The following is a 21,676-nucleotide window of genomic DNA, read 5'->3' on the forward strand; positions in this document are numbered from 1 at the left end:
ACGCTGTGAAAGTACCATTGTATAATGTTATAGTGGCTAGTCTTCTATTTCGACAGTTTACTAGTTTCTGTGACACAAGTTACAGAGTCCTTATAAGAAGTGGCGCTCAAACTCTGGAAAGGAGGTGAATTGGCCGATGAGTAACAAGAGCTTCCCATCAAAACTAAACACTCAAACATCGTATGATGATAATCGAGGAGGAGAAAAAAAGGTTATGAAAAAAAGTTTGTCTGTACTCGTAGCAACAGCTATGGTGTCGTCCGTATTCGCATCCGTTGCATTTGCAGCTGATACAACTTTGACGACTCAACAAAAATTGGATGCCTTGATCGCAGCTGGCATCTTCGATAAAGACGGAACAGGTAACGGATCCGAACTGGATGCCAACATGTCCCGTGAGCAATTGGCTAAAATCCTTGCTAAACTGAAAGACCTGAAAGAAGTTTCCGGTACTAGCTACACGGACGTTGCTGCTGACCGCTGGTCCGCTGGTTTCATCCAAGCAGTATCGAAAGCGACTCCTGTCTTGATGGATGGCGTAGCTGACGGCGTATTCAATCCGTCCGGCGAAGTTACTCTTGAGCAACTTGCTACTGTAGCAGTTCGCGCATTGGGCTTGCAACCGAACAACAGCGGTGCGGTTAAAGGTAACGTATCTAGCTGGGCTAAAGGTTATGTTGCAACTGCAATCGCTAACGGCCTCCTGAGCGAGAAAGCAGACTTCACGAAGTCCGCAATCCGTTCCGAACTGGTAGAAGCTACTTATGGCGCGAAAGAAGCAATCGAAAAAGCTAATGTTCCTGCTCAAGTTTCGGTTAAAGAAGTTAAAGCGACTGGTGTTAAAACCGTAACGGTTGCACTTGATCGTGATGTTGACACTTCTAAAGCGACTGTAACGCTGAAAAAAGGTTCGACTGCCATTACAACTACTACGAAGTGGTCTGCCGACAAGAAAACAGCTACTTTGACGCTGACTGAGACTACTCTCAAAGCTGGTGAATATACTGTAACTCTTGGTGGTTTGGATGCATCCGCAATCAAAACTGCTGAAGGCAAATTCACTGCAGAAGACGAAAAAGTACAAAAGATCGACTTCGTTAATGCAAACGACACGATTGCTTACGCTAAAAATACGGTTGTAAAAATCAAAGCATCGAACCAATATGGTGAAAATGCTTCGTCCTCGGCTGGTAACTACAATGTATACGGCGCAACTAAGCTGACCAAAGATGCTGAAGGTTACTTGTTGGCGACTGTAGACACAACTACTCAATCGCAAGGCGTTGGCATCGTAACTCTTACGATTATCAATAACGACAGCCACGTATCGGCTACAAAAAACTTCAAAGTTGGAACTGCACCGATTCTTTCCAAATTGGAACTTGGCGATCCTCAGTACTCCAACGGTACTGCAGTTACTGGCAGCGGCGACAATGTTAAGTTCACTTTGAACCTGTATGACCAATACGGCGGTTCGATGGGATACGACGCATTGAACATCGGCAGCACGGGTGAGTTGAAGCCAACTGTAATTTGGAACACTTATCTTGAGGGTGTAAACTATGCAACTGAAGATAATGGCAATAATGTTCCGATTTTGAAAATCAATTTGACAAAAAATGTTGACAAAGACGGCGATTACACGTTTACGGTAATTAACCAAGCGGCATCTGCTAGCGGTAAAATTACGGTTAAGTCCGCTAAAGTCGCTACTAAAGTCGAAATCGGCGCACCAGAAGGTGACGTAATTGCCGCTGGCGACAAGAACGTATACGTTCCGATTATTGCTTATGACGCAGCAGGTAATGTATTGAGTGCTTCAGATCTTGTTAGCGATGAAAACCTGAAGCGTATCATGGTTTCCAGCAATGCAAGCACTTCGACGCAACTCGTTGCATCGGGCGAAAATAAAGGTAAAGTTTTGCTGGATAATGTTCCGGGAAGCAAGAACAGCGCTGTTTCCTTGAATGTGTTCATTGCTACGGCTAATGTTCAAAGCAACGCTTCGAAAACATTCACGGTTCAACAAGCCCGTATTCCGGACTTCATTAAAGAAGTAACTGTTCCAGGCAAACAACTTGCCCCAGGCGGTTCGACTGCATTCAAATATGCTATCTATGACCAATATGGCAAAGTAATGGATACTGTTAACCAAGTTGACTCGCAAGGAAATATTTCCGCTAGCGGTTCGACATTTAAAGTAACAGTTACGGCAAACACTTATGATGCAAATGGCAATCTGGTAACTGGTATTACTAAAGGTAATAAAGTTGAAACCTTGCCAAACGCTCTTGCTTATGTAACTACTGATGCTGATTCTGCTGATTCTAACGTAGTACAGTTTGACAGTACTGCAAAAGAATTTGGTCCAGACGTAAAAACTGGTTTTGGCGGTTCTACTTACAGATTTGCTGCTAAGAATACTGATGCTGCAAAAGGTTATAAAGTAGAATTGACAGTAAAACTGTGGAAAGACAGCACGGAACTCAGCAAAGTTGTAAGATCGGTAACTGTAGCAAACGTTACATCGTCTGACATGACTTACAGCTTGAATGCCGTAGCAGCTCTTTACAATGCAAAAGACCAAAACAACTATTCTGTAACTGATGCTGTTTATAATAAAACCAGCGCAGGGGTAGAAGAGAAGTTCGAAAGAAAAGATCAAATCGTAGCAACCAGCAAATTTGGCCGTGAAGTAGTGGTTTCGGCTAAAAATGCAGCTGGTGAAACGGTCGGAATTCCGAAACAAATCATCTCGATCCAACCTACTGATTCGAGCATCGTTAACACTTTGGTTGTTCCTCAAGCTAACGGAAACTCCAAAGCATACGTTATCGGTGTAAAACCTGGTACAACAACTGTAACGGTTAGCTTCTTGGCACCGGACGGTTCAACTAAAACTTTGGATACTAGCGTAACCGTTAAAGGCGATGCTATGAATGTAACTAAAGTATCTTGGGATGCTAAAGCTTACAATGATAAGCTCACCTTCAATGCCTTCATCAACGCTAACATCGTTGATAACTACAATGTAACGTTTGAAGATGCAACTGCTCAAAAATACAACTACCTGTTGGGTGCAACGTTTGGTATTTCGAACGTATCTGGCGGTACTGCAAAAGTTGACCAATATGGCAACGTTACTGCTACACCTACAGTAGCTGGCGGCACAGTTGTTTTTGACCTTTCGGTTAATGCTGCAGGTAAATCGGCAACTACTACGATTTACGCTAACGCTGCTACAACTACTCGCTCGGAACACAAGTAATCATAAAATTTTTACCGAAAAAGAAGACCCGAAAAGGTCTTCTTTTTCTTTTTATATAACTATTTTTTAATCTAAACGAAACAATTTTCACATTTATTCGTCTATTACTTTAGTAGAGTTAAAGGAGGCCTTTTATGACAAAGAAATCCAAGTTCAAGCGGCTAACGATGCACTCCGTACTGGCATTATCGCTAATGGCGAGTGCTGCGCCGATGTATACATATGCAGATGGAGTTCAGGCTGAAGCAGAAAATGTATTCGATATCCCTTCTATAGGCTCTGTGTGGGTCAATAATAGCAGTTATTTTGAAATAAAGAATGTAAGACTAACCCCGGGATCGGATTCCAATCTGGTCACGTTTGCAATTAAAATCGTAAATGGCAGTTCAAGTGACATTCAATTTATCGATTATTGGATTAAATTGCAGACTACGGCAGGTGCTAAATTCACTGTTAATGTCATTCCGCAAGACAAGGACAAAAATTTGATTCCGGCAGGCGGCTCGCAAGAAATCCAATTTTATGCAAGTGTAACTCCAACCTCAAAATTATCGGACTTGGAATTCAATGTAATCAAATGGGATTTTTCGGCTACAGATTATCAAAAAGTACTTGGTTCCTTAAGAGCATCTGATGAATACAGTACGGTCGCACCTGCCGGTGCAAAAGCTAATTTCAAGATCGCCAAAACAACCATCCAAGGATACATCAAAAAAGCTACAACGAGCAGTAATGAAGAGAACTATTTACCGTCTGTACTACTTGAACTTCAAAATACAGATTCGAGAAGCCTAAAACTCCCGGCACTGAAGTTTATGCTGCGGACAGCAGATGGGCTAACCTATCCTTTACAAGCAACTGGCGTTGGCGACAACACCACGATCGACCCACTGATGAAAAAGGAGATCGCACTAAGCGGCAAGCTTCCTCGTTCTATACAAAATGAAGGTTGGCAGTTGGTTATTACTGAAGTAACCAGTACCGGAGAAGATTCAAATATTAATGCAGCCATAGTTGAATTTGCTCTTCCCAAATCTCAAGGAGATCAAACTTCCACGGAGAAAGAACAATCTTTCTCCAATAAAGACGGCGCTTATGTAACCAAGTTAGAATCGATTCAAAGAATGCCATGGGAAGACGAAGATATTATTTCGGCTATGATTTCCTTAAAAACGAGTGAAAATAAGTCGATGCCGATACCTAATTTAGTCGGATATATTAAACTCGATGACTCCGTCAAAGTAGATGTTAAAGTGATACAAACCGATAATGTAATTGGTCTTCAGCCTGGGAAAGAAGTACGGTTGCAGTTGTTGGGCAAAATTCCATACACTTATGATTTTTCAGAGTTGACGATTTACCTTCAAGAAAAGGAAGGTACCACCACAGGTACTGGTAGTTCAAGCGGAAGCACCGGGGGAACCGTAACTGATCTAGTTCAGTTTAAAGTTAACTCTGAGATGGATAATCTCCCATTGGTTAATCCGAAAGAACATTTCAAAATAGGAGGTGTAGGACGGAGCGGAGATTATACAATCCAATCTGTTAACACATTCCCAGGAAAAAGTTCGGATATTGTAACCGCTCAGGTAGAAGTTGAAAATTTAGAAAAACGTGCGAACGAACTTTCTAAATTGGTGGCACACTTTAAAGGTTCCGACGGAACGATCTACCCGGCAGCTATTTCGGATATCAAATCAAAAATAAGTCCTTCTGGTAAAGCGTTGCTTTTTATATCGGCTAGAGTAGCCAGCAATAAATCGAGTGATATTACCCAGTTGATTTTGGGTGAGGGAATTACGGAAGGGAAGTTTACGCAAGTAGACGGTAAGCCGGACTCTTACGTCAATGCTGTTTCTTTCTTCCTGCCAAGCGAACAAAAAGAGGCGCTGAGTGCTGTAAAAGAAATCAATCTATTCCCTTATAACTTGAAAGTGAATAAAGTTGCAACAGCTGTAGACCAACAAAAAATAACATTAAAATTTAATTATGAGCTCGAAAAAGATGCACAATATGAAGTGAATTCCGAAGATTATAAGTTGGTTGTTGAATTGGCTGACGCTGATGGCAAAGCAACTATGAGCTGGCCGTTAAATGTCGAGAAAACAAAAGATGGCGCTACGGATGGTAAAGACACTCTTCGCATCGGTAAGGAAACTATAGAATTAACGAAAAACGATGAAAACTTCATCTTTAAAGTAACCTACTTAAAAAAGTACAAATTGAACATTTATCATCAATACCAAGGCGAAAAGAAATTAATCGCCAGTCAAGACTTTGATTGGTTCATCGTATCCGACTGATCCACCTTCTGAGTCCTTTCGATCATTTTCCAAATGTCGAAAGGATTCTTTTTTTCATGCGTCGAATGTAACCATAGTCAGGAGGCGAACCAATTGGTACAACCACGCAAGCTTATTCTAACCGGCATACTTGGATTAGGTATCGCAGCAGGCATCTATGCAGGACAAGCGGTCATCATATCGAAAGCGGATGGAGCCGTACAGCCTGGATCGGCAGACGATCCACTTGTCACCAAAAGTTACCTGGATGAACAATTGAAAAAGTTGACCGGGGGACAGTGGACAGCTCCTTCTACGACGCCAACTCAAACCGGGACCAATACAGGAACGGGAGTATCCGAGCAGCGCGTAAACGAGCTGATTGCTGCGGAAGTGGCGAAAGCGAAACAAGAGCTGTTGAGTCAGTTGAATACATCTGGCGGAACATCAACTCAACCGGCACAACCTACCCCGACTCTACCCGCCGGAACAGCCCAACTTGAAGTTATTAAGCTCGAAGCCGGCCAGATTTTATATGGTGGTATCGGCTCGGAAATCATTGTCCGCACCGGTAAAACGATAGCGGTAAGCAATGACGATGGAATACCGGATGTAACCGCAGGGAAAGATATAGCAGCAGGTGCAGCCATTGAAAACAATCACTTGCTCGTCATCCCCCATGAAGGACGCGGTGTGAAGGCCGATCCGAAAAACAAAGACGAAATTTACATTATGATTCGCGGCAGTTATTTATTGTTAAAAGAGGGCGGAGCGAAGACGACTCCATAATTTTTACCCATTCTGACAACAATACATACGGTTCATCCCTTTGCATGCAGCCATACTAACGGTACACCAGCATTAAGGGAGGTGAACCGAAAATGGCCAGCAATCGTAAAATGGTTCCGGAATGCCGGAAGGCGCTCGATCAAATGAAATACGAGATCGCAGCAGAGCTTGGTCTTCCAGTAGGCGGAGGGTTGTCTCAGTTCGAAAACGTGGAGTTTGCTACGGAGCTCGGAGGGATCTCCTCGGGTTCGATCAAGGAGGATTACTGGGGACATATCGCCAGCCGGGATGCAGGCGCCGTAGGGGGCTCGATCACGAGAAGACTTGTCCAGCAGGCAGAGCAAACCTTGTTCGGGATGCAATAATTTTGCCTTTATTCGTTTATTGACAGGATCGGACAAATCCAGTAACATCAATATTTGAAGGTATCGCATTCGCAACCTTTTCCTACCGGAAAAGGTTCATTTTTTGCTTGTTGGCTCGACATCATTTGCCTTATTTCGCGTAAAGGTTTTTCTTACGATAAATACTTGTTGCAGGAGGTTGAATGGATTTATGTCTTTGAAGAACGGTCGCCGCTTGTTTACATCTGAATCCGTTACGGAAGGGCATCCGGACAAAATTTGCGATCAGATTTCCGACGCGGTGCTGGACGCTTTTTTGCAAAATGACCCTAACGCCCGGGTAGCTTGCGAAGTTTCGGTTGCTACTGGTCTTGTCCTCGTAATCGGCGAAATTAGCAGCTCTGCGGAGTTTGTCGATATTTCCGCTATTGCGCGCAATACGATTAAGGAAATCGGCTATACGCGTGCAAAATATGGCTTCGATGCTTCCACCTGTGCGGTGCTGACATCGCTCAACGAGCAGTCGGCTGACATCGCTCTTGGCGTGGACAAGGCGCTGGAAGCCAAAGAAGGAACGATGACGGACGAACAGATCGAAGCGCTTGGCGCCGGAGACCAAGGCCTTATGTTCGGCTTCGCCGTTAACGAAACGCCTGAACTGATGCCGCTTCCGATCGCGTTGTCGCATCGTCTGGCCCGCCGTTTGTCGGAAGTGCGCAAGAACGGTACACTCCCATACTTGCGTCCGGACGGCAAAACGCAAGTAACGGTTGAATACGAAGGCGACAAGCCTGTTCGTGTCGACACGATTGTCGTTTCTACGCAGCATGCGGAAGAAATTACACTGGAGCAAATTCAAAGCGATATCCGTGAGCACGTTATTAAACCGGTTGTTCCGTCCGAATGGCTGGACGATCAAACGAAATATTTCATTAATCCGACAGGCCGTTTTGTAATCGGCGGTCCTCAAGGCGACGCCGGACTGACCGGACGTAAAATTATTGTCGATACTTACGGCGGATACGCTCGCCATGGCGGCGGCGCATTCTCGGGTAAAGACCCGACGAAGGTTGACCGTTCGGCAGCTTATGCAGCACGTTATGTAGCGAAAAATATCGTTGCTGCAGGCTTGGCGGAAAAAGTGGAAATTCAGCTTGCTTACGCAATCGGCGTAGCTCGTCCGGTTTCGGTCAACGTAGATACATTCGGCACTGGCAAAGTTAGTGAAGAGAAGCTGGAAGAGCTGATCCGTAATAACTTCGACCTTCGTCCGGCAGGCATCATCAAGGAGCTGGATCTGCGCAAACCGATCTACCGTCAAACGGCTGCTTACGGTCACTTTGGCCGCACCGATATCGACTTGCCTTGGGAAAGAACGGATAAAGTCGAAGTGTTGAAGCAACAAGCTTTCGCATAATTCACATGAACAAGGAGCCGCTTCCTGCTAAGCGGCTTTTTTTGTTGCTCCTGGCCTGTGGCGATCCCCAGAAAGAAGACTACTAGATTCGAAGTATATAAGTACACGCAAAATTCGACACATCCGAGCCCAAATAGGAGTGCAGTCAAACTTCTGGTAGAAAAGATCGTGTAGGACGACTTGCCTATATCCGCCTATGCGAGGCGGAATGTATAGAATTGTAGAATAGAGACGTAACTTTTTCGAGGGAATAGGAGTCTATACAGTTGGATCGAAATCACGGATATAGATAGAGAGATTCGGAGAGGAGCATCATACTTGCATCAAGAGAAACGAAACAAAAGCAAGCCGGGGAGGAAACTTGCTGCGTTGCTTCTGGCAGCCGCAATGGTTGTCGGGCCATGGGTTCAATCATCGCCGATCTATGCGGCCACAGCGGCCGAATCGCCGGTACTGTTGACCGCACAGGAGCCGCTCACGTATGGAGCGATACGCAAAACGTACGACTGGAGCTTCGTCCGGAACAAACAGCCAGTCTCCGTCAAAGTGAATGTAGTCGAGGTGGATTTGAAAAATCCTTATGTGAAGCTGGATACGGTTGTCGGTACCGGCGGACAATTGACGAAGAAGCAAAACGTACGCAAGATGGCGAATGAAACAGGAGCCGTAGCTGCCATTAACGGAGATTTTTTCAACACGAAGGCGGAAGGGGTGCCGATGGGGCCGCAAGTGAGCGGCGGCAAACTGGTTGCGACTCCGCCGTATTTGACCGGTTGGTATTCCTTTGCCTTGACGAAAGAGAATAAGCCCGTTATCGATATGTTTACCTTCCAGGGCAAAATCGTCGCCAGGGATGGGGCTTCGTACCCGCTTGGAGGAATTAACAAGACGTACTATTGGTACGAGAATGATGGTGTCCATGAAGAAGGCGGACACAGCATGGTAGACGGCCTTTATATGTATACGAGCACTTGGGGACAGGCCGACCGTTCCAACGACGGGGTTACTGTGCCAACCGAAATTTTGGTGCAGAACGGCATTATCAAGGATATCAGACGTCCAGGCATATTCGAAATGGTGGCGCCCGCAGACGGATATATTTTGCGTGCGTCGGGGAAAGCGGACGAGTTTGTCGCCCAGCATTTGAAAGTGGGAGAGCCGATCTTCTCCGACTACAGGATGCTGTCGCAAGATCCGGCGGTGCAGTACGATGCGGCTAGCTTCAAAACAATGATTGGCGGGCATACGATTTTGGTCGATGGAGGTCAGCCAGCCCCTTTCTCTCATGAAGTCGGGGGCGTAAGCGGCTACTCGCCGGTTGCCCGGACCGCTATCGGCTACTCGCAGAATGAGCAGTACGCGTACCTGATTGCGGCGGATACAGGACTTACATTGCCGGAGCTTCAGCAATTTATGGTGCAAATCGGCGTGTACAAGGGGATGAATCTGGACGGCGGCGGCTCGACGCAGATGGCGGCAAGACCGCTTGGCGAATTCCAGACGTCTCTCGTAAGTGCGGATGTCGGTTACGAGCGTCCGGTTGTGAACGGTTTGGCCGTATATTCGTTATCGCCGAAAGGGCAAGTCCGGGATGTTCTCATCCAAGGAGCCACTACGCTGTTTATCGGGCAGAAGGCGACTTACAGTCTGAAAGCATACGACGATTACTACAACTCGGTAAAGGCTGACGAAATACCGGCAAGCTGGACGTCCTCGCAGCCGATCGGCGCCTTCCAGGGCAATGTATTCACGGCTTCGGCCGCGGGTAAAACGAAGCTCACGGTGGCATCGGGCAAAGCGACCAAAAGCATCGATGTCGAAGTGATAGGCGGAAAAGATATCGCCAGCCTGAAGCTGAGCTCGTCGTCTACATCGCTTATGGCGAACTCGGTATACACGCTGACGGCAAGCGTCCAAGCCAAATCGGGAGCGAAGGCGAATTTGCCGGTCGAATCAATGAGCCTCGAGTTTATCGGCTTCAAAGGCCGGGTGGAAGGCAACAGGCTGATGGTCGACAGCATCGATAAAGATGTTACGGAAGGGCGGATCATTGCCAGATACGATGGGTTTTCTACCATGCTGACAATGCCGATCGTGGATTCCAAGGTCGCAGAAACGTTCGACGGCATGACTCCTATTACCTTTACCTCGACGGCAGGCGTTGTAGGTAGCGTGTATAAAGCGACAGGTCTCGAGGGTACGAAGGTCGGCAATCAAGCATTGGTCCTGCAGTATGACTTTACGAAAGGGACAGGAACGACAGTCGCTTATGCGAAGTTTGCGGACGGACTTAAGATTGAGGGCCAGCCGGAATCGTTCAGTGTGAAGGTGAAGGGCGATAGCAGCCGCAACTGGATTCGGGCAGAGGTTGTCGATAGCGCCGGCAAAACGCAATTGATCGGCTTGAGCGAATTTGCCAACTGGTCCGATTGGAAGACGCTCAGTGCGGATTTGACCAAATACAACTTCGCTTATCCGATTACGATGACCAGGCTGTATGTGGCCAATCCGGAAAACGGACATGACGAGCGCGAACTGAAAGGACAAATCGCGTTTGACGATCTTGCGTTCGAATATAAAAAGTCTACCCCAGCAGTCAAGAACATAGTCAAACTAACGGTTGACCAGAAGTCGCTGACGGTTAACGGCAAATCGCTTGTTCTGGATCAGGCTCCGGTTATTTACAAAGACAACACGCTCGTTCCGGTCCGGTTTGTTGTCGAAGCGATGGGCGGACAATTGACATGGGTCGACGAACAACGTAAAGTGATCATCGTCAAAGATAATCACCTGCTTGAGCTGTGGCTGGATAAAACCGAGCTGATCGCCGACGGAGAAGCCGTCACCGCGGAAGTGCCGCCGCTGCTCATGACGGAGCGGACGATGGTGCCGCTTCGCATCATCTCCGAGAAGATGGGGTGGAAGGTGACCTGGGATGAGAAGACTCGCGGAATTACATTGGAATAAATTAGGTACAATGAACCCAGTCCACTCGCCGTCGAAATATGGTAGTATATGATGTAGTACATGTGATTACTAGCCTATCATATAGGTAAAGGGGCACGGGTTGCTTGCAATTCGACGCGATCGACAAGGTTATTAAAAATGCGATTGGAGTCATGGAAACTAGCAAATATCAAATGTTTGAGATTTGCGAAAGTGCCCGCAGCGAGTGGGAGACGTTATCCAAGGAACTGCATCAGGTGAAGGACGAAGTTTCCCGGACGATTGACCAGGTGGACAAGCTAGAAGTTGAATATAAACGATCCCGACTCCGGCTTACGGAAGTAAGCCGGGATTTCCACCGCTTCAAGGAAGAGGACATACGGGTTGCGTATGAGGCGGCCACCCAGATGCAGCTTCAGCTCATCATGGCCAGGGAAAAGGAGCATCACCTGAGAGCCAGAAGGGACGAGCTGCAGAAGCGGATTCGCGGCGTCGAGAAGACGGTGGAACGTGCGGAAGCGCTGATCGGGCAAATGAACGTGGTGCATGAATATTTGTCCGGCGATTTGAATCAGGTGACCCGCATCCTCGAAACGGCTAAAAACCGCCAGCTCATCGGGCTCAAAATCATTTTAGCGCAGGAAGAGGAGCGCAAACGAATATCGCGGGAAATTCATGACGGTCCGGCGCAGGCGATGGCGAATATGGTGCTGCGCTCGGAAATCGCCGAACTGATGATCGACCGGAAAGAATACAGCAATCTGAAGGAAGAGCTTTCCGATCTGAAGGGAGCGGTGCGTCACGGTCTCGAAGAAGTACGAAAAATTATTTTCAATTTGCGTCCGATGGCTCTCGACGATCTCGGGCTGATGCCAACGCTGCGCAAGTATGTACAAGACTTTGAAGACCGCAATAAAATTCATACCCGTTTCGAAGTTGTCGGTGTGGAAGCCCGGCTTCCGTCCGCTATGGAGGTTGCCGTGTTTCGCTTGGTGCAGGAGTCGCTTGCCAATGTGCTCAAGCATTCGAAGGCGACTCATGCCGGCATCGAAATTACATATCAAATAAGCATGGTCAAAATCGTCGTCAAGGATAACGGTGTCGGCTTTGCCTTGGATAAGCTGGAAGCGATGATAGCGAGAGGCAACTCGCATTTCGGCATCATGGGGATGCGAGAGCGGGTCGAGCTGCTGGGGGGGCGAATGGATATCGAGTCGGAGCCCGGGGCGGGCGCGAAACTCACCATGATCATTCCGATCAGTATGGAACAAAGAGAGGAGTAAATTTATGGAAACCAAACGCAATGTCCAAATCGTGATCGCCGACGATCATCAGCTGCTGCGAGAAGGCGTCAAGCGAATACTGAATATGGAAAAAGATTTTGAGGTGGTTGGCGAGTGCGGGGACGGCATACAAGTCGTCGAGCTCTGTAATTCGCTTCGCCCGGACGTCGTGCTGATGGACATTAATATGCCGGTCGAGAACGGGGTTGTGGCGACGGAGAGGCTGAAGGAGTTTTTCCCGGAGATCAAAGTCATTATATTATCCATTCACGATGACGAAACGTATGTGTTCGAGACGCTACGCAAAGGGGCATCCGGTTATCTGCTCAAAGATATGGAGGCCGAATCGCTGATCAACGCCATTCGTTCCGTAGTGGCGGGGCATGCTTACATTCATCCGAAGGTGACCGGCAAGCTGATCAACCAACTGCGGCGAATGACGTATCTCGATCCGAATGGCATCGGCGGAGGAGACCAGACCCCTAAGGAAGCCGGAGTAAAATATATACATCAGCCGAACAGCCCGCTTACACGCCGGGAAGCCGAAGTGCTGCGTTTGCTCGCAGAAGGGAAAAGCAACAAGTCGATCGGCGAAATTTTGTTCATTAGCGAGAAGACGGTCAAAAACCACGTCAGCAGCATCCTCCAAAAAATGGAGGTCGAGGATCGCACGCAGGCGGTCATCATTGCGATCAAGAACGGCTGGGTAACGCTCTAGCCAGAGCAAACGCGCAGGAACGATGGACATCATAGCGGCATATACTAGCGGTAAGGGAGGGTGCCGCTATGATCATCGGGTTACTGTCGATTATCGGAACGTATGGGCTCGCGATCGCCCTGGTCCACCTTGTCTGGTACCGGTGGCGCCGGAGCCGTCCGAATCCGATTCATTACGTGCTTATTACGAGAAATAACGCTTTGCATATCGAATGGTATTTGCGGACGCTATTGTTTGTTTCGCAGTTCAAAGCAAGAGAGGTTCACATTGTCGTTATCGATGAACAATCCGAGGACGAGACCGTGGCGATAGTGGAGCGTATGGCCGCTACCAGAACGAATCAGTTCGATATACTCGAATGGAGCGGACCGTCTCAGCTGGATGAGGTTATGCTGCGCTACGCCAATGAGGAAGTTGTCCTTGTGCGGCTCAGCAATGCGGAGGAGCTGCAAAACTTGCCGCTATTTCAATAGTTAACCGCTTACAAGTGCGGTTTATGGGGGGAATCTGGTGAAGGTCCGGTTGTATGCTGCGGCCGTCCGCGACAAGGTGGACTGGCGGGTTACGCTGAATATCGAGATTGATTGCGCATACTGGTTCGAACAGTACGGCGGGAAAGCATCCCTCCATCTGCTCGAACCAGTTTTGTCTTTATCGGAGGCCATGGAGCTGCTGCCTGTTTTGCAGAGAGGTGAGGCGGGAGCTTCAGGGGCAGTACTGCAACAGCTGTGCAGGGTGGCTTGTAAGGATAGTGGACTGCTCATTGAGGAGCCGCGTATACGAACGTTAACCTTTCAAAGCTATACCGATCAGAGGTTGGGGAATTCGATCGATGCGCAAGAGCTTGTACAGTTGGAGCGACTGCTGGCCGGACGTTGCTTCTCTAGGGACGAGCTGCTCCGATTCATGGAGCACTATGGGCTGGAATCGGCTCGGGCGGATTGGACGAGCTATATCCAGGCCGCCGCGCTGCGCAGCCGTGTCCGGCTGGGCTGTGGCGTGCAGCGGGAATGGAAGCGGCGGTACATGTGGTCCAGGCCGGTACGCCAGAGTAGGTGCCAGCGTTGCGGGACGGGGCCGGAGCGAATGTACCGTGCGGAATGCCAGCACTGCTCGGGGGAATGTGTGTACTGCGAGGAATGTTTGACGATGGGACGTATGCAGTCGTGCTCGCTGCTTATTTACGGGACGTTTGATGAAGGCGGAGGAGCGGTGCAGATCCCGGCAGACCCGCTAGTTATAGACGACATAGTCGGGAAATGGGGACTAAGCCCTGCGCAGACGGAAGCCGCTTATGCGGGTCTCGCGTATTTGACGACAACGAGAGGCGAGGTGCCCGGGAAGTTTTTGATATGGGCTGTAACGGGGGCAGGCAAGACGGAAATGATCTTTCCGTTTATCGACCATGAGCTGTTAGCGGGCAAAAAGGTGCTCATCGCAACGCCGCGGCGCGACGTCGTGCTGGAGCTTCAGCCCAGACTGAAGCGGGCGTTCCCGGAACGCACGATCGTGACTCTTTACGGCGGCAGCGAGGAGCGCTGGGAGCGCGGCGATATTACGCTGTCGACGACGCACCAGCTGCTGCGGTTTTATCGCAGCTTCGAACTTGTAATTATCGACGAGATCGATGCGTTTCCCTATCACAATAATCCTATGCTGCAATATGCGGCCGAGCGGGTTTGCCGGCGCTATGGCACGTATTTACTGCTGTCGGCCACTCCTCCCGGGGAACTTGTCCGGGACGCCTCACGCCGCCGCTTGGCGCACGTCAAAGTGCCGGTCCGTTTTCATCGGCATCCGCTGCCCGTTCCGAAGAGAATTCGAGTAAAGGCGATAGCCGAATGGCGCGGTAGTTTACCGGGACGCGTAAGGTCGGCTCTGCGGCAATCGATCGAACGAGGGGCGCAGCTTTTCGTATTTGTGCCGCGGATTCGGGATGTAGCCGTAGTTGAATCCGTGCTGCGCAGCAATTTTGCCGATTGTATCGTTGACGGAACATCGTCTCAGGACCCGCAGAGGGCGGAGAAGGTGACCCGATTCCGGCAAGGGCTCATTCGGATTTTGGTTACTACTACAATTTTGGAACGAGGTGTTACCGTACCCAAGACGGACGTTTTTATTATTCAAGCGGATTCCGCCACGTTTGACAGTGCCGCTTTGGTTCAAATGGCCGGCAGGGCAGGCCGGTCCAAGGATGACCCCGCAGGCAGGGTGTATTTCGCTGCCGTAAGCTACACGCGCTCCCAAGCTCGAGCAATTCGTCAAATACGAGATATGAACCGGCTTGCGCGGCGTAAAGGGTATTTGCTTGGCTCACGCGAGAGGGCTCCAATACATCCCGGTAAAAAACATGATAGAGGAGGGGACTAGCGCATTTACATATTAGGGTACGACTTATGAGGACAAAACAAGGAGGGCATTTATGATCGGAAAGTTATTGAAGAGGATTGTTCAGGCTGGAGAATCTTATTTGGGGGCGGTTACGAGCCCTTGCACGTATTGCGCTGTATCGGTAAAGCAATATGCGGCTCCAACGTCGCTTCAACTGTGTGCGCGCTGCGCGGGGCAGATTTCGTGGATCGTGGAGGTGTTGTGCCCGCACTGCGGGAGAGCGGAGAGCTGTCCAGATTGCGCCAGACGAGAGCGTAGGCATTTAAAGATCAGCCGAAGCGCCGTAAAGTATGACGAGCATATGAAGGAGTGGTTAGCGGCTTACAAATACCGGGGCAACGAGCGTTTGAGATGGCTGTTCGCTTCGATGCTGTATACGGCATACAAGCGTCACGAGCAGGAGTATGCTGGGACCGGTTCCATTCAGTGGCTAACCTACGTACCGGTCAGCGGAGACAGGCTGGAGGAGCGCGGCTTCAACCAGGCCGCCCAGCTAGCCCGCGCACTCGGCTTGCGTACGGGAATTTCCGTTATCCCCCTGCTAAGGCGAAGCCGGGATACGGGCAAGATGAGCTATAAGTCGCGCGCGGAGCGGTTGAAGGAATTGAAGGATGTTTTTGCCGTAGACGAGGATGGTATAAAACAGATATTAAAAAATACGCCGCATCGGCCGATAAACATAGTAATTATAGATGATGTGTATACGACCGGGAGCACGCTGCACCACTGTGCCGAGGCGATCAACGGCCGGCTGGATGCGAATGTGTACGGGCTGACGTGGGCTAGATGACCGACGCCTGTTGATGCGCAGCGGTTGGAAATAGCTTTTTTAACGGAATGGAAAGGGTGCTGCAAGATGAATTTGTCCAATTGTCCGCAGTGCGGAAAAGTATACGTGACCAACCATTATAAACTATGCGCCAACTGCCTGCGGGATATCGAGGATCAGTACCGGAAGTGCGTCGATTATTTGCGCCAAAACCGGAGGTGCAACCTGAACGAACTCAGCGAAGGCACGGGCGTCAGCATCCGGATGATTATCCGCTTTATTCGGGAGGGCCGGATCTCGACGAAGGACGCCCCTAACGTGCAAACTCCGTGCGAATCCTGTGGAGAGCCGATCCGGGATGGGACGCTTTGCGTGGGTTGCCGCAGCAAGCTGTCGCGGGATGTCCAGCATATGCATGAGGACACGCGACGCAAGGAAGGTCTTGATATGAATGAGTTCGGCAACACCTATATGAAAGATCGCAGTAAATTTGATAAACGGTAATTTGTGACAAGCTATTCACAATTAGGCCGTCACTTCCGATATATGTTCTGACGAGCAACGGAAACGAATGCAATCGAAGAAGCGGGTGGAATGAATGAATATTGGCGGTGTGAACCGTGTGGGCGGAACGAACCCTTATGCGAGACACGATGCGAAGCTTGCCGAGCTGAAGGGCAAGCGGGAGAAGCAAAAGGACGAGGTGCAAATATCGGCCGAAGCGAAGGAGCTGCTGGTGGCGAAGGGAACGGATGCCGAACTCCGCAGCCGGAAGCTGCAAGAGCTGCAAACCTCGGTGCGATCGGGCACGTATCATGTAGACGCAGGTCAAATAGCGGAGAAGCTGTATCCGTTTATTAAATAAGGCAGAGACGGGGGAACGACGAAGATGGATGCAGTATTGCAGACGCTGGAACGGCAGCTGGACGTTCACCGTCTTTTGCTGGAGCTGAGTGAGAAGAAGCGGCACATTATTATAGATAACGATGTTGAGAAGCTTATGCAAATCACACAAAAAGAAGGAAAACTGATCCGCCTGGCGGAACAGCTCGAAGCGGAACGTGCGGAAGCGGTTCAGGCCTATATGCGTTCCAGAAACATGTATGTGACATCCGCAATTACGATCCAGACGCTCAGCAAGATCGCCACCCGGCTTGAGGAGAAGCAGACTCTCGCGGAGCGGCGCGAGGAGCTGCTGAGCCTAATGGAGCGGTTGAAGCAGGCGAATGAATTGAATCGGCAACTGATCGAGCATTCGCTCGCTTTTATCGATTATTCACTGAACCTGTTTCTGGATAATGGCAGTCAGGAAGCTGTATATCAGCATCCTCTGCAGGAACATTCGGCCTATCAAGCTAACAGCTTATTCGACCGCAAGGCTTAGTAATAGACCTCAGCGGAAACGCGAAGCAAAGGGGAACGGGCAATGAGATCTACATTCGGCGGCATCGAAATATCGAAACGAAGCTTATTTTCCCATCAAGCTGCGCTTACGACAACGGGCCATAACGTGGCTAATGCCAATACGAGAGGGTATTCCCGGCAGGTGGTCAACTTTGTTGCGGCGAAGCCGCTCGAAGCAGTCGGCATGATGCGCTCTAACATCCCGGGGCAATCGGGACAAGGGGTCGAGTTTACTTCGATTACGCGCATACGCGAGCAGTTTCTGGATGGGCAGTTTTACAACGAGAATAAATCTTTGGGCGAGTGGTCGATTCGCAACGATACCCTTGAAAAAATAGAAGCAATAATCAATGAACCGACCGACACCGGAATACGTCAGGTTGTTGAGAATTTTTGGAATTCCTGGCAGGAGCTCAGCAAAAATCCGGATAACTTGACGGCAAGATCAGTAGTCAAAGAAAGTGCAATCGCCTTGACTGACGCATTCAACCATACTGCTAAGCAATTGAACGACCTTTCATCGGACTTAACGGACAATATTAATGTGAAAGTCATTCAAATCAATACGGCAGCCCAGCAGATTGCCGAACTGAATCAGGAAATTTTCAGGGTGGAAGGGTTAGGTAACGACGCCAACGATTTGAGAGATCAGCGCGATGTGCTGCTGGATGATCTGTCCAAAGTTATTAATGTGAATGTTACAGAAACCGACAGCGGCTATAACGTCCGAATGGGGAATATACAGCTGGTAGAGGGCAGGAATGTGGTAACCCAATTCACGGCCCAGACTTTGGAGCAGGCATATACCAGTAAAGATTTGGCCAGTGGCGAAGCGTTCGGAATGATTGTATCCCGTGACTCGTTTGTAGCGAGCTATCGGAACGAACTCAATACGATGATCAGGGCGTTGGCTACGGGTGATACAGAAGTTACGCTGCCGAAAGGTGCTGTAATACCGGCAGGCACGCAGATCGGAACTAAAGTCTACAATGGTACGATCGAACAACGGACTTTAACCGAGCCGCTTAAAACGACCGTCAAAGGTTTTAATGGTTTGCACAGCCTGGGTTACGCGCTCACGAATGGCGAAGCCAAGCAGGGCGGGGTATTCTTCCAATCGAAAGACGGCAGCAATCCAATCACGGCCGAAAACATCAGTGTCAGCCCGGATATTGTCAACAATGTCGAAAACATCGCCTCGGCGATGAGAACCTATTTAGATCCTGCCGATAACAAAGTAAAAGTAGTCAAAGGGAACAACGACTTGGCACTTTTGATGGCGGGCCTTAGGTCGACTAAATTCGATTTCAGTACAAGCAGCGATGCGGGAAATGTCGTCGCTTTGAATGGCGGTACGTTGGATGAGTTTTTCCGCGCTGTCGTTGGACAATTGGGCGTTCAGACGCAAGAGGCTACCCGGCAAATGGCTAACCAAAAAATATTGGTTGAGCAAGTCGAATCGCGCCGCCAATCCGTTAGCGGTGTATCGATGGATGAGGAAATGGCCAACATGATCAAGTTCCAGCATGCCTATAATGCGGCCGCAAGGGCACTGACCGTGCAGGACGAAATTTTGGATAAGGTCATCAACGGAATGGGAGTCGTCGGCCGATAAAACGGTCCGGCGGTTCGGCAACTAGCAGGAACGGGGGTTGACTAATGCCTTTACGCGTGACACAGAATATGATGAATTCGCAGCTTCTGCGCAATTTGAACAATAATATGCTGCGTTCGGAAACGTTTCAAAACCAGCTTGCAACGGGTCGGCGTATCAATAAGCCGTCTGATGACCCGGTTGGGATTAGCTTTGCGATGCGTTACCGCAGCGAGTTGTCGGCGAACGATCAGTATCAGAGCAATGCAGACAATACTACGTCATGGCTAACCTTCACGGATACGTTAATGGATCAAGCAGGCAGTGTCGTTCAGCGCCTTCGCGAGCTGGCCGTTAACATGTCGAATGGAACAAACCCTCAGCAAAGCTTGGACATTGCATCCAAAGAAGTAGAGCAGCTTTATGAGCAAATGGTGGACATAGGAAACAGTTCTTTTAACGGGAAATACGTATTCAATGGCGAGAAAACGGATATAAAGCCGTATACGCTAGAGGAAGCACAAAATGAAAAATCTGACGACGGGCACTTTCAATTTGAGATTGGAGCCGGCGTCAAGATTCCGATTAATGTGACAGGGAACAAAGTGTTTGGCGTAGATACTGACGAAGACAACATGTTTCGGATCATAAACGAGTTCTCGACTGCCTTGAAGGAAGGCGAGTTTAAAGATGTCAATAAAATGATCGGCAAGCTTGACTCTCGTATGACCAAAATGCTCGATATTCGTTCCGAATTAGGTGCGAAAACGAATCGGGTCGAACTGGCTTCCGAGCGCTTGAAGGATATTTCGCTCAACGTATCGCAGTTGCAATCGAAAACAGAAGATGCTGACATGGCGATCGTCATCACAAACCTAAAGATGAATGAAAATGTGTATCAAGCGTCTTTGTCCGCTGGCTCGAAGCTTATTCAACCAAGTTTAATTGATTTTCTCAGATAAGACGGCGCAAATGATTATAGGAGGAAGCATCGATGCCGGAAATTCCGCAAATCCGAATATCTCAGCAGTACGCTCGGATAGGCATTGATGCCGACTTGGGCCGTTATGAGATGAAGCAGCCCCGCCCTACGTTTGAACTGGAGCAGACAAATGCCAAGATGGAGATCAGGCAGCCGCGAGGCGAGCTGGAAATTGATCAAAGCAAGGCATGGGATGCATTAAGCCGTACGAACATTCTTGAGGTTATGCAGCGCATTTACGGACAGGCACGCGAGGTAGCGATGAAAGGTATCGCCAGAATCGTGGAAGACGGTAATCGTATGGCTGCCATTCATAAGAACAAGGCAGATGCTATTCTGGAATTGGCGAGTGATGTTACCGTAAGCTTTCCGGAAATGGAATATGCGGGAGAAGCCGCATTTGATAATGTTGACGTCCGCTATACCCCCCATAGACCCGAAATCGAGACCATACGTGGTGAAGTAAAATTAAACACCCGCGTGAATCCCCCGGAAGTGGATTATTATCGAGGTAAACTGGATATTTATATGCTCCAGTACAACAAAGTGGAAATCACGCCGCCGGCCATTGATATAAAAGTTTAAAAAGGTTTACACTGACTATAGATGGGAATCTATAGTTTTTTCGTTTTACCAATATTACGGGAGTGTGAGCCATGATACATATCCAGACACTACAGTTTGGCGAGTTGAATATACAGGAAGAAAGCCTCATTTCGTTTAAGCAAGGGCTGCCGGGATTCGAAAGCTTGAACCGATTTACAATCATTACCCCCGATCCTGAGCTGCCATTTTCATTTTTACAGTCTGCAGATGACGGCAATATCGCGTTTGTCATAACGGACCCGTTCCTGTTCTACCCTGATTATGAGTTCGACATTTCTGACGAAGATCATCAGCACCTCCAATTAACAAGCGACCCGGCTGATGTTACAGTGTGGTCGATCGTATCTATTCAGGATGATATAGCGGCATCCACCATCAATTTATTGGCGCCGCTAGTAATTAACAATAAGGTGAGCATCGGTAAGCAATGTATCCTGCATGGCAGCAAGTACACTACGAAGCATCCTTTATCGGTTGCAACCAATGCCTCTGCGGTAGAAGTGGGGGGAGATCATGCTCGTATTGACGCGTAAAAAGGGCGAGTCGATTTTCATCGGAGACGCGGTTGAGGTTGTAGTGTTAGGCAGTGAAGGAGATACCGTAAAAATAGGGATAAAGGCGCCTAAAAATATTTCGATCTATCGCAGCGAAATTTATGAAATGATTCAGGAGTCGAACCGGGAAGCGACTAAATCGATGGCAAGTATAGGGAGAATAAATGAATGGATGAGGAAGACGAAGGAAAACCCAATAAACCATAGCTGAGATGTCGATCTTTTGGCGAAATGGCTCGTATTTCCTGAATACGGGCTTTTTTTGTCGTTATTCCTGCAAAACATTTTGGCCTCTTTTCCCGATATATGAATCAGGCGCTATTATTGTC

Annotated in this window: 19 protein-coding genes; all 19 read left to right on the top strand. The window is 48.7% G+C overall.

Annotated features, from left to right (window positions below; all coding sequences use genetic code 11):
- Positions 1-136 precede the first annotated feature (136 nt).
- Entirely contained in the window at positions 137-3,268 is a 3,132-nt protein-coding gene (locus tag D7M11_RS22560) for an S-layer homology domain-containing protein (protein WP_120749530.1), read from the top strand.
- A gap of 134 nt (positions 3,269-3,402) precedes the next feature.
- Positions 3,403-5,571: a hypothetical protein gene (locus D7M11_RS22565; RefSeq protein ID WP_120749531.1), complete on the top strand. Its 2,169-nt coding sequence runs from the start codon at positions 3,403-3,405 to the stop codon at positions 5,569-5,571.
- A 93-nt stretch (positions 5,572-5,664) separates the two neighbouring features.
- Positions 5,665-6,339, top strand: a complete 675-nt coding sequence (locus D7M11_RS22570; RefSeq protein WP_120749532.1) for a hypothetical protein — start codon at positions 5,665-5,667, stop codon at positions 6,337-6,339.
- Positions 6,340-6,431: 92 nt separating this feature from the next.
- The gene (locus tag D7M11_RS22575) at positions 6,432-6,704 is read left to right on the top strand and encodes an alpha/beta-type small acid-soluble spore protein (RefSeq protein WP_120749533.1); all 273 of its coding nucleotides are present in this window, start codon (positions 6,432-6,434) and stop codon (positions 6,702-6,704) included.
- A gap of 190 nt (positions 6,705-6,894) precedes the next feature.
- Complete coding sequence (gene metK, locus D7M11_RS22580) at positions 6,895-8,100, top strand: methionine adenosyltransferase (protein WP_120749534.1); 1,206 nt, start codon at positions 6,895-6,897, stop codon at positions 8,098-8,100.
- 318 nt (positions 8,101-8,418) lie between these two features.
- Positions 8,419-11,067, top strand: coding sequence for a stalk domain-containing protein (locus tag D7M11_RS22585; protein ID WP_240041256.1), 2,649 nt, complete (start codon positions 8,419-8,421; stop codon positions 11,065-11,067).
- A 104-nt stretch (positions 11,068-11,171) separates the two neighbouring features.
- On the top strand, positions 11,172-12,329 hold the full coding sequence (locus tag D7M11_RS22590) for a sensor histidine kinase (protein WP_120749535.1): 1,158 nt from the start codon (positions 11,172-11,174) through the stop codon (positions 12,327-12,329).
- A 4-nt stretch (positions 12,330-12,333) separates the two neighbouring features.
- Positions 12,334-13,047 (top strand): response regulator, encoded by a 714-nt coding sequence (locus D7M11_RS22595; protein ID WP_120749536.1) that lies wholly within the window; start codon positions 12,334-12,336, stop codon positions 13,045-13,047.
- Between the two features lie 68 nt (positions 13,048-13,115).
- The gene (locus D7M11_RS22600; RefSeq protein ID WP_120749537.1) at positions 13,116-13,520 is read left to right on the top strand and encodes a glycosyltransferase family 2 protein; all 405 of its coding nucleotides are present in this window, start codon (positions 13,116-13,118) and stop codon (positions 13,518-13,520) included.
- Positions 13,521-13,557: 37 nt separating this feature from the next.
- A complete protein-coding gene (locus D7M11_RS22605; protein WP_120749538.1) occupies positions 13,558-15,417 on the top strand; it encodes an ATP-dependent helicase ComFA in 1,860 nt (619 codons plus the stop codon).
- Between the two features lie 52 nt (positions 15,418-15,469).
- Positions 15,470-16,228 carry a ComF family protein gene (locus D7M11_RS22610; RefSeq protein ID WP_120749539.1) on the top strand — a complete coding sequence of 253 codons (759 nt, stop codon included), beginning with the start codon at positions 15,470-15,472 and terminating at the stop codon, positions 16,226-16,228.
- A gap of 66 nt (positions 16,229-16,294) precedes the next feature.
- A complete protein-coding gene (locus D7M11_RS22615; RefSeq protein ID WP_120749540.1) occupies positions 16,295-16,711 on the top strand; it encodes a flagellar protein in 417 nt (138 codons plus the stop codon).
- Between the two features lie 94 nt (positions 16,712-16,805).
- The gene (locus tag D7M11_RS22620) at positions 16,806-17,072 is read left to right on the top strand and encodes a flagellar biosynthesis anti-sigma factor FlgM (RefSeq protein WP_120749541.1); all 267 of its coding nucleotides are present in this window, start codon (positions 16,806-16,808) and stop codon (positions 17,070-17,072) included.
- A 24-nt stretch (positions 17,073-17,096) separates the two neighbouring features.
- The gene (locus D7M11_RS22625) at positions 17,097-17,591 is read left to right on the top strand and encodes a flagellar protein FlgN (RefSeq protein ID WP_120749542.1); all 495 of its coding nucleotides are present in this window, start codon (positions 17,097-17,099) and stop codon (positions 17,589-17,591) included.
- Positions 17,592-17,633: 42 nt separating this feature from the next.
- On the top strand, positions 17,634-19,226 hold the full coding sequence (gene flgK / locus D7M11_RS22630; protein WP_120749543.1) for a flagellar hook-associated protein FlgK: 1,593 nt from the start codon (positions 17,634-17,636) through the stop codon (positions 19,224-19,226).
- A 44-nt stretch (positions 19,227-19,270) separates the two neighbouring features.
- Positions 19,271-20,167 (top strand): flagellar hook-associated protein FlgL, encoded by an 897-nt coding sequence (gene flgL, locus D7M11_RS22635; protein WP_120749544.1) that lies wholly within the window; start codon positions 19,271-19,273, stop codon positions 20,165-20,167.
- Between the two features lie 32 nt (positions 20,168-20,199).
- The gene (locus D7M11_RS22640) at positions 20,200-20,772 is read left to right on the top strand and encodes a DUF6470 family protein (RefSeq protein WP_120749545.1); all 573 of its coding nucleotides are present in this window, start codon (positions 20,200-20,202) and stop codon (positions 20,770-20,772) included.
- Between the two features lie 71 nt (positions 20,773-20,843).
- Positions 20,844-21,326, top strand: a complete 483-nt coding sequence (fliW, locus tag D7M11_RS22645) for a flagellar assembly protein FliW (RefSeq protein ID WP_120749546.1) — start codon at positions 20,844-20,846, stop codon at positions 21,324-21,326.
- Positions 21,307-21,558 carry a carbon storage regulator CsrA gene (gene csrA / locus D7M11_RS22650; protein WP_120749606.1) on the top strand — a complete coding sequence of 84 codons (252 nt, stop codon included), beginning with the start codon at positions 21,307-21,309 and terminating at the stop codon, positions 21,556-21,558. The genes fliW and csrA overlap by 20 nt, the downstream gene beginning before the upstream one ends.
- Positions 21,559-21,676: the final 118 nt, after the last annotated feature.

It is taken from the genome of Paenibacillus ginsengarvi, assembly GCF_003626695.1.
GTDB classification, from domain to species: Bacteria; Bacillota; Bacilli; order Paenibacillales; family NBRC-103111; genus Paenibacillus_AB; species Paenibacillus_AB ginsengarvi.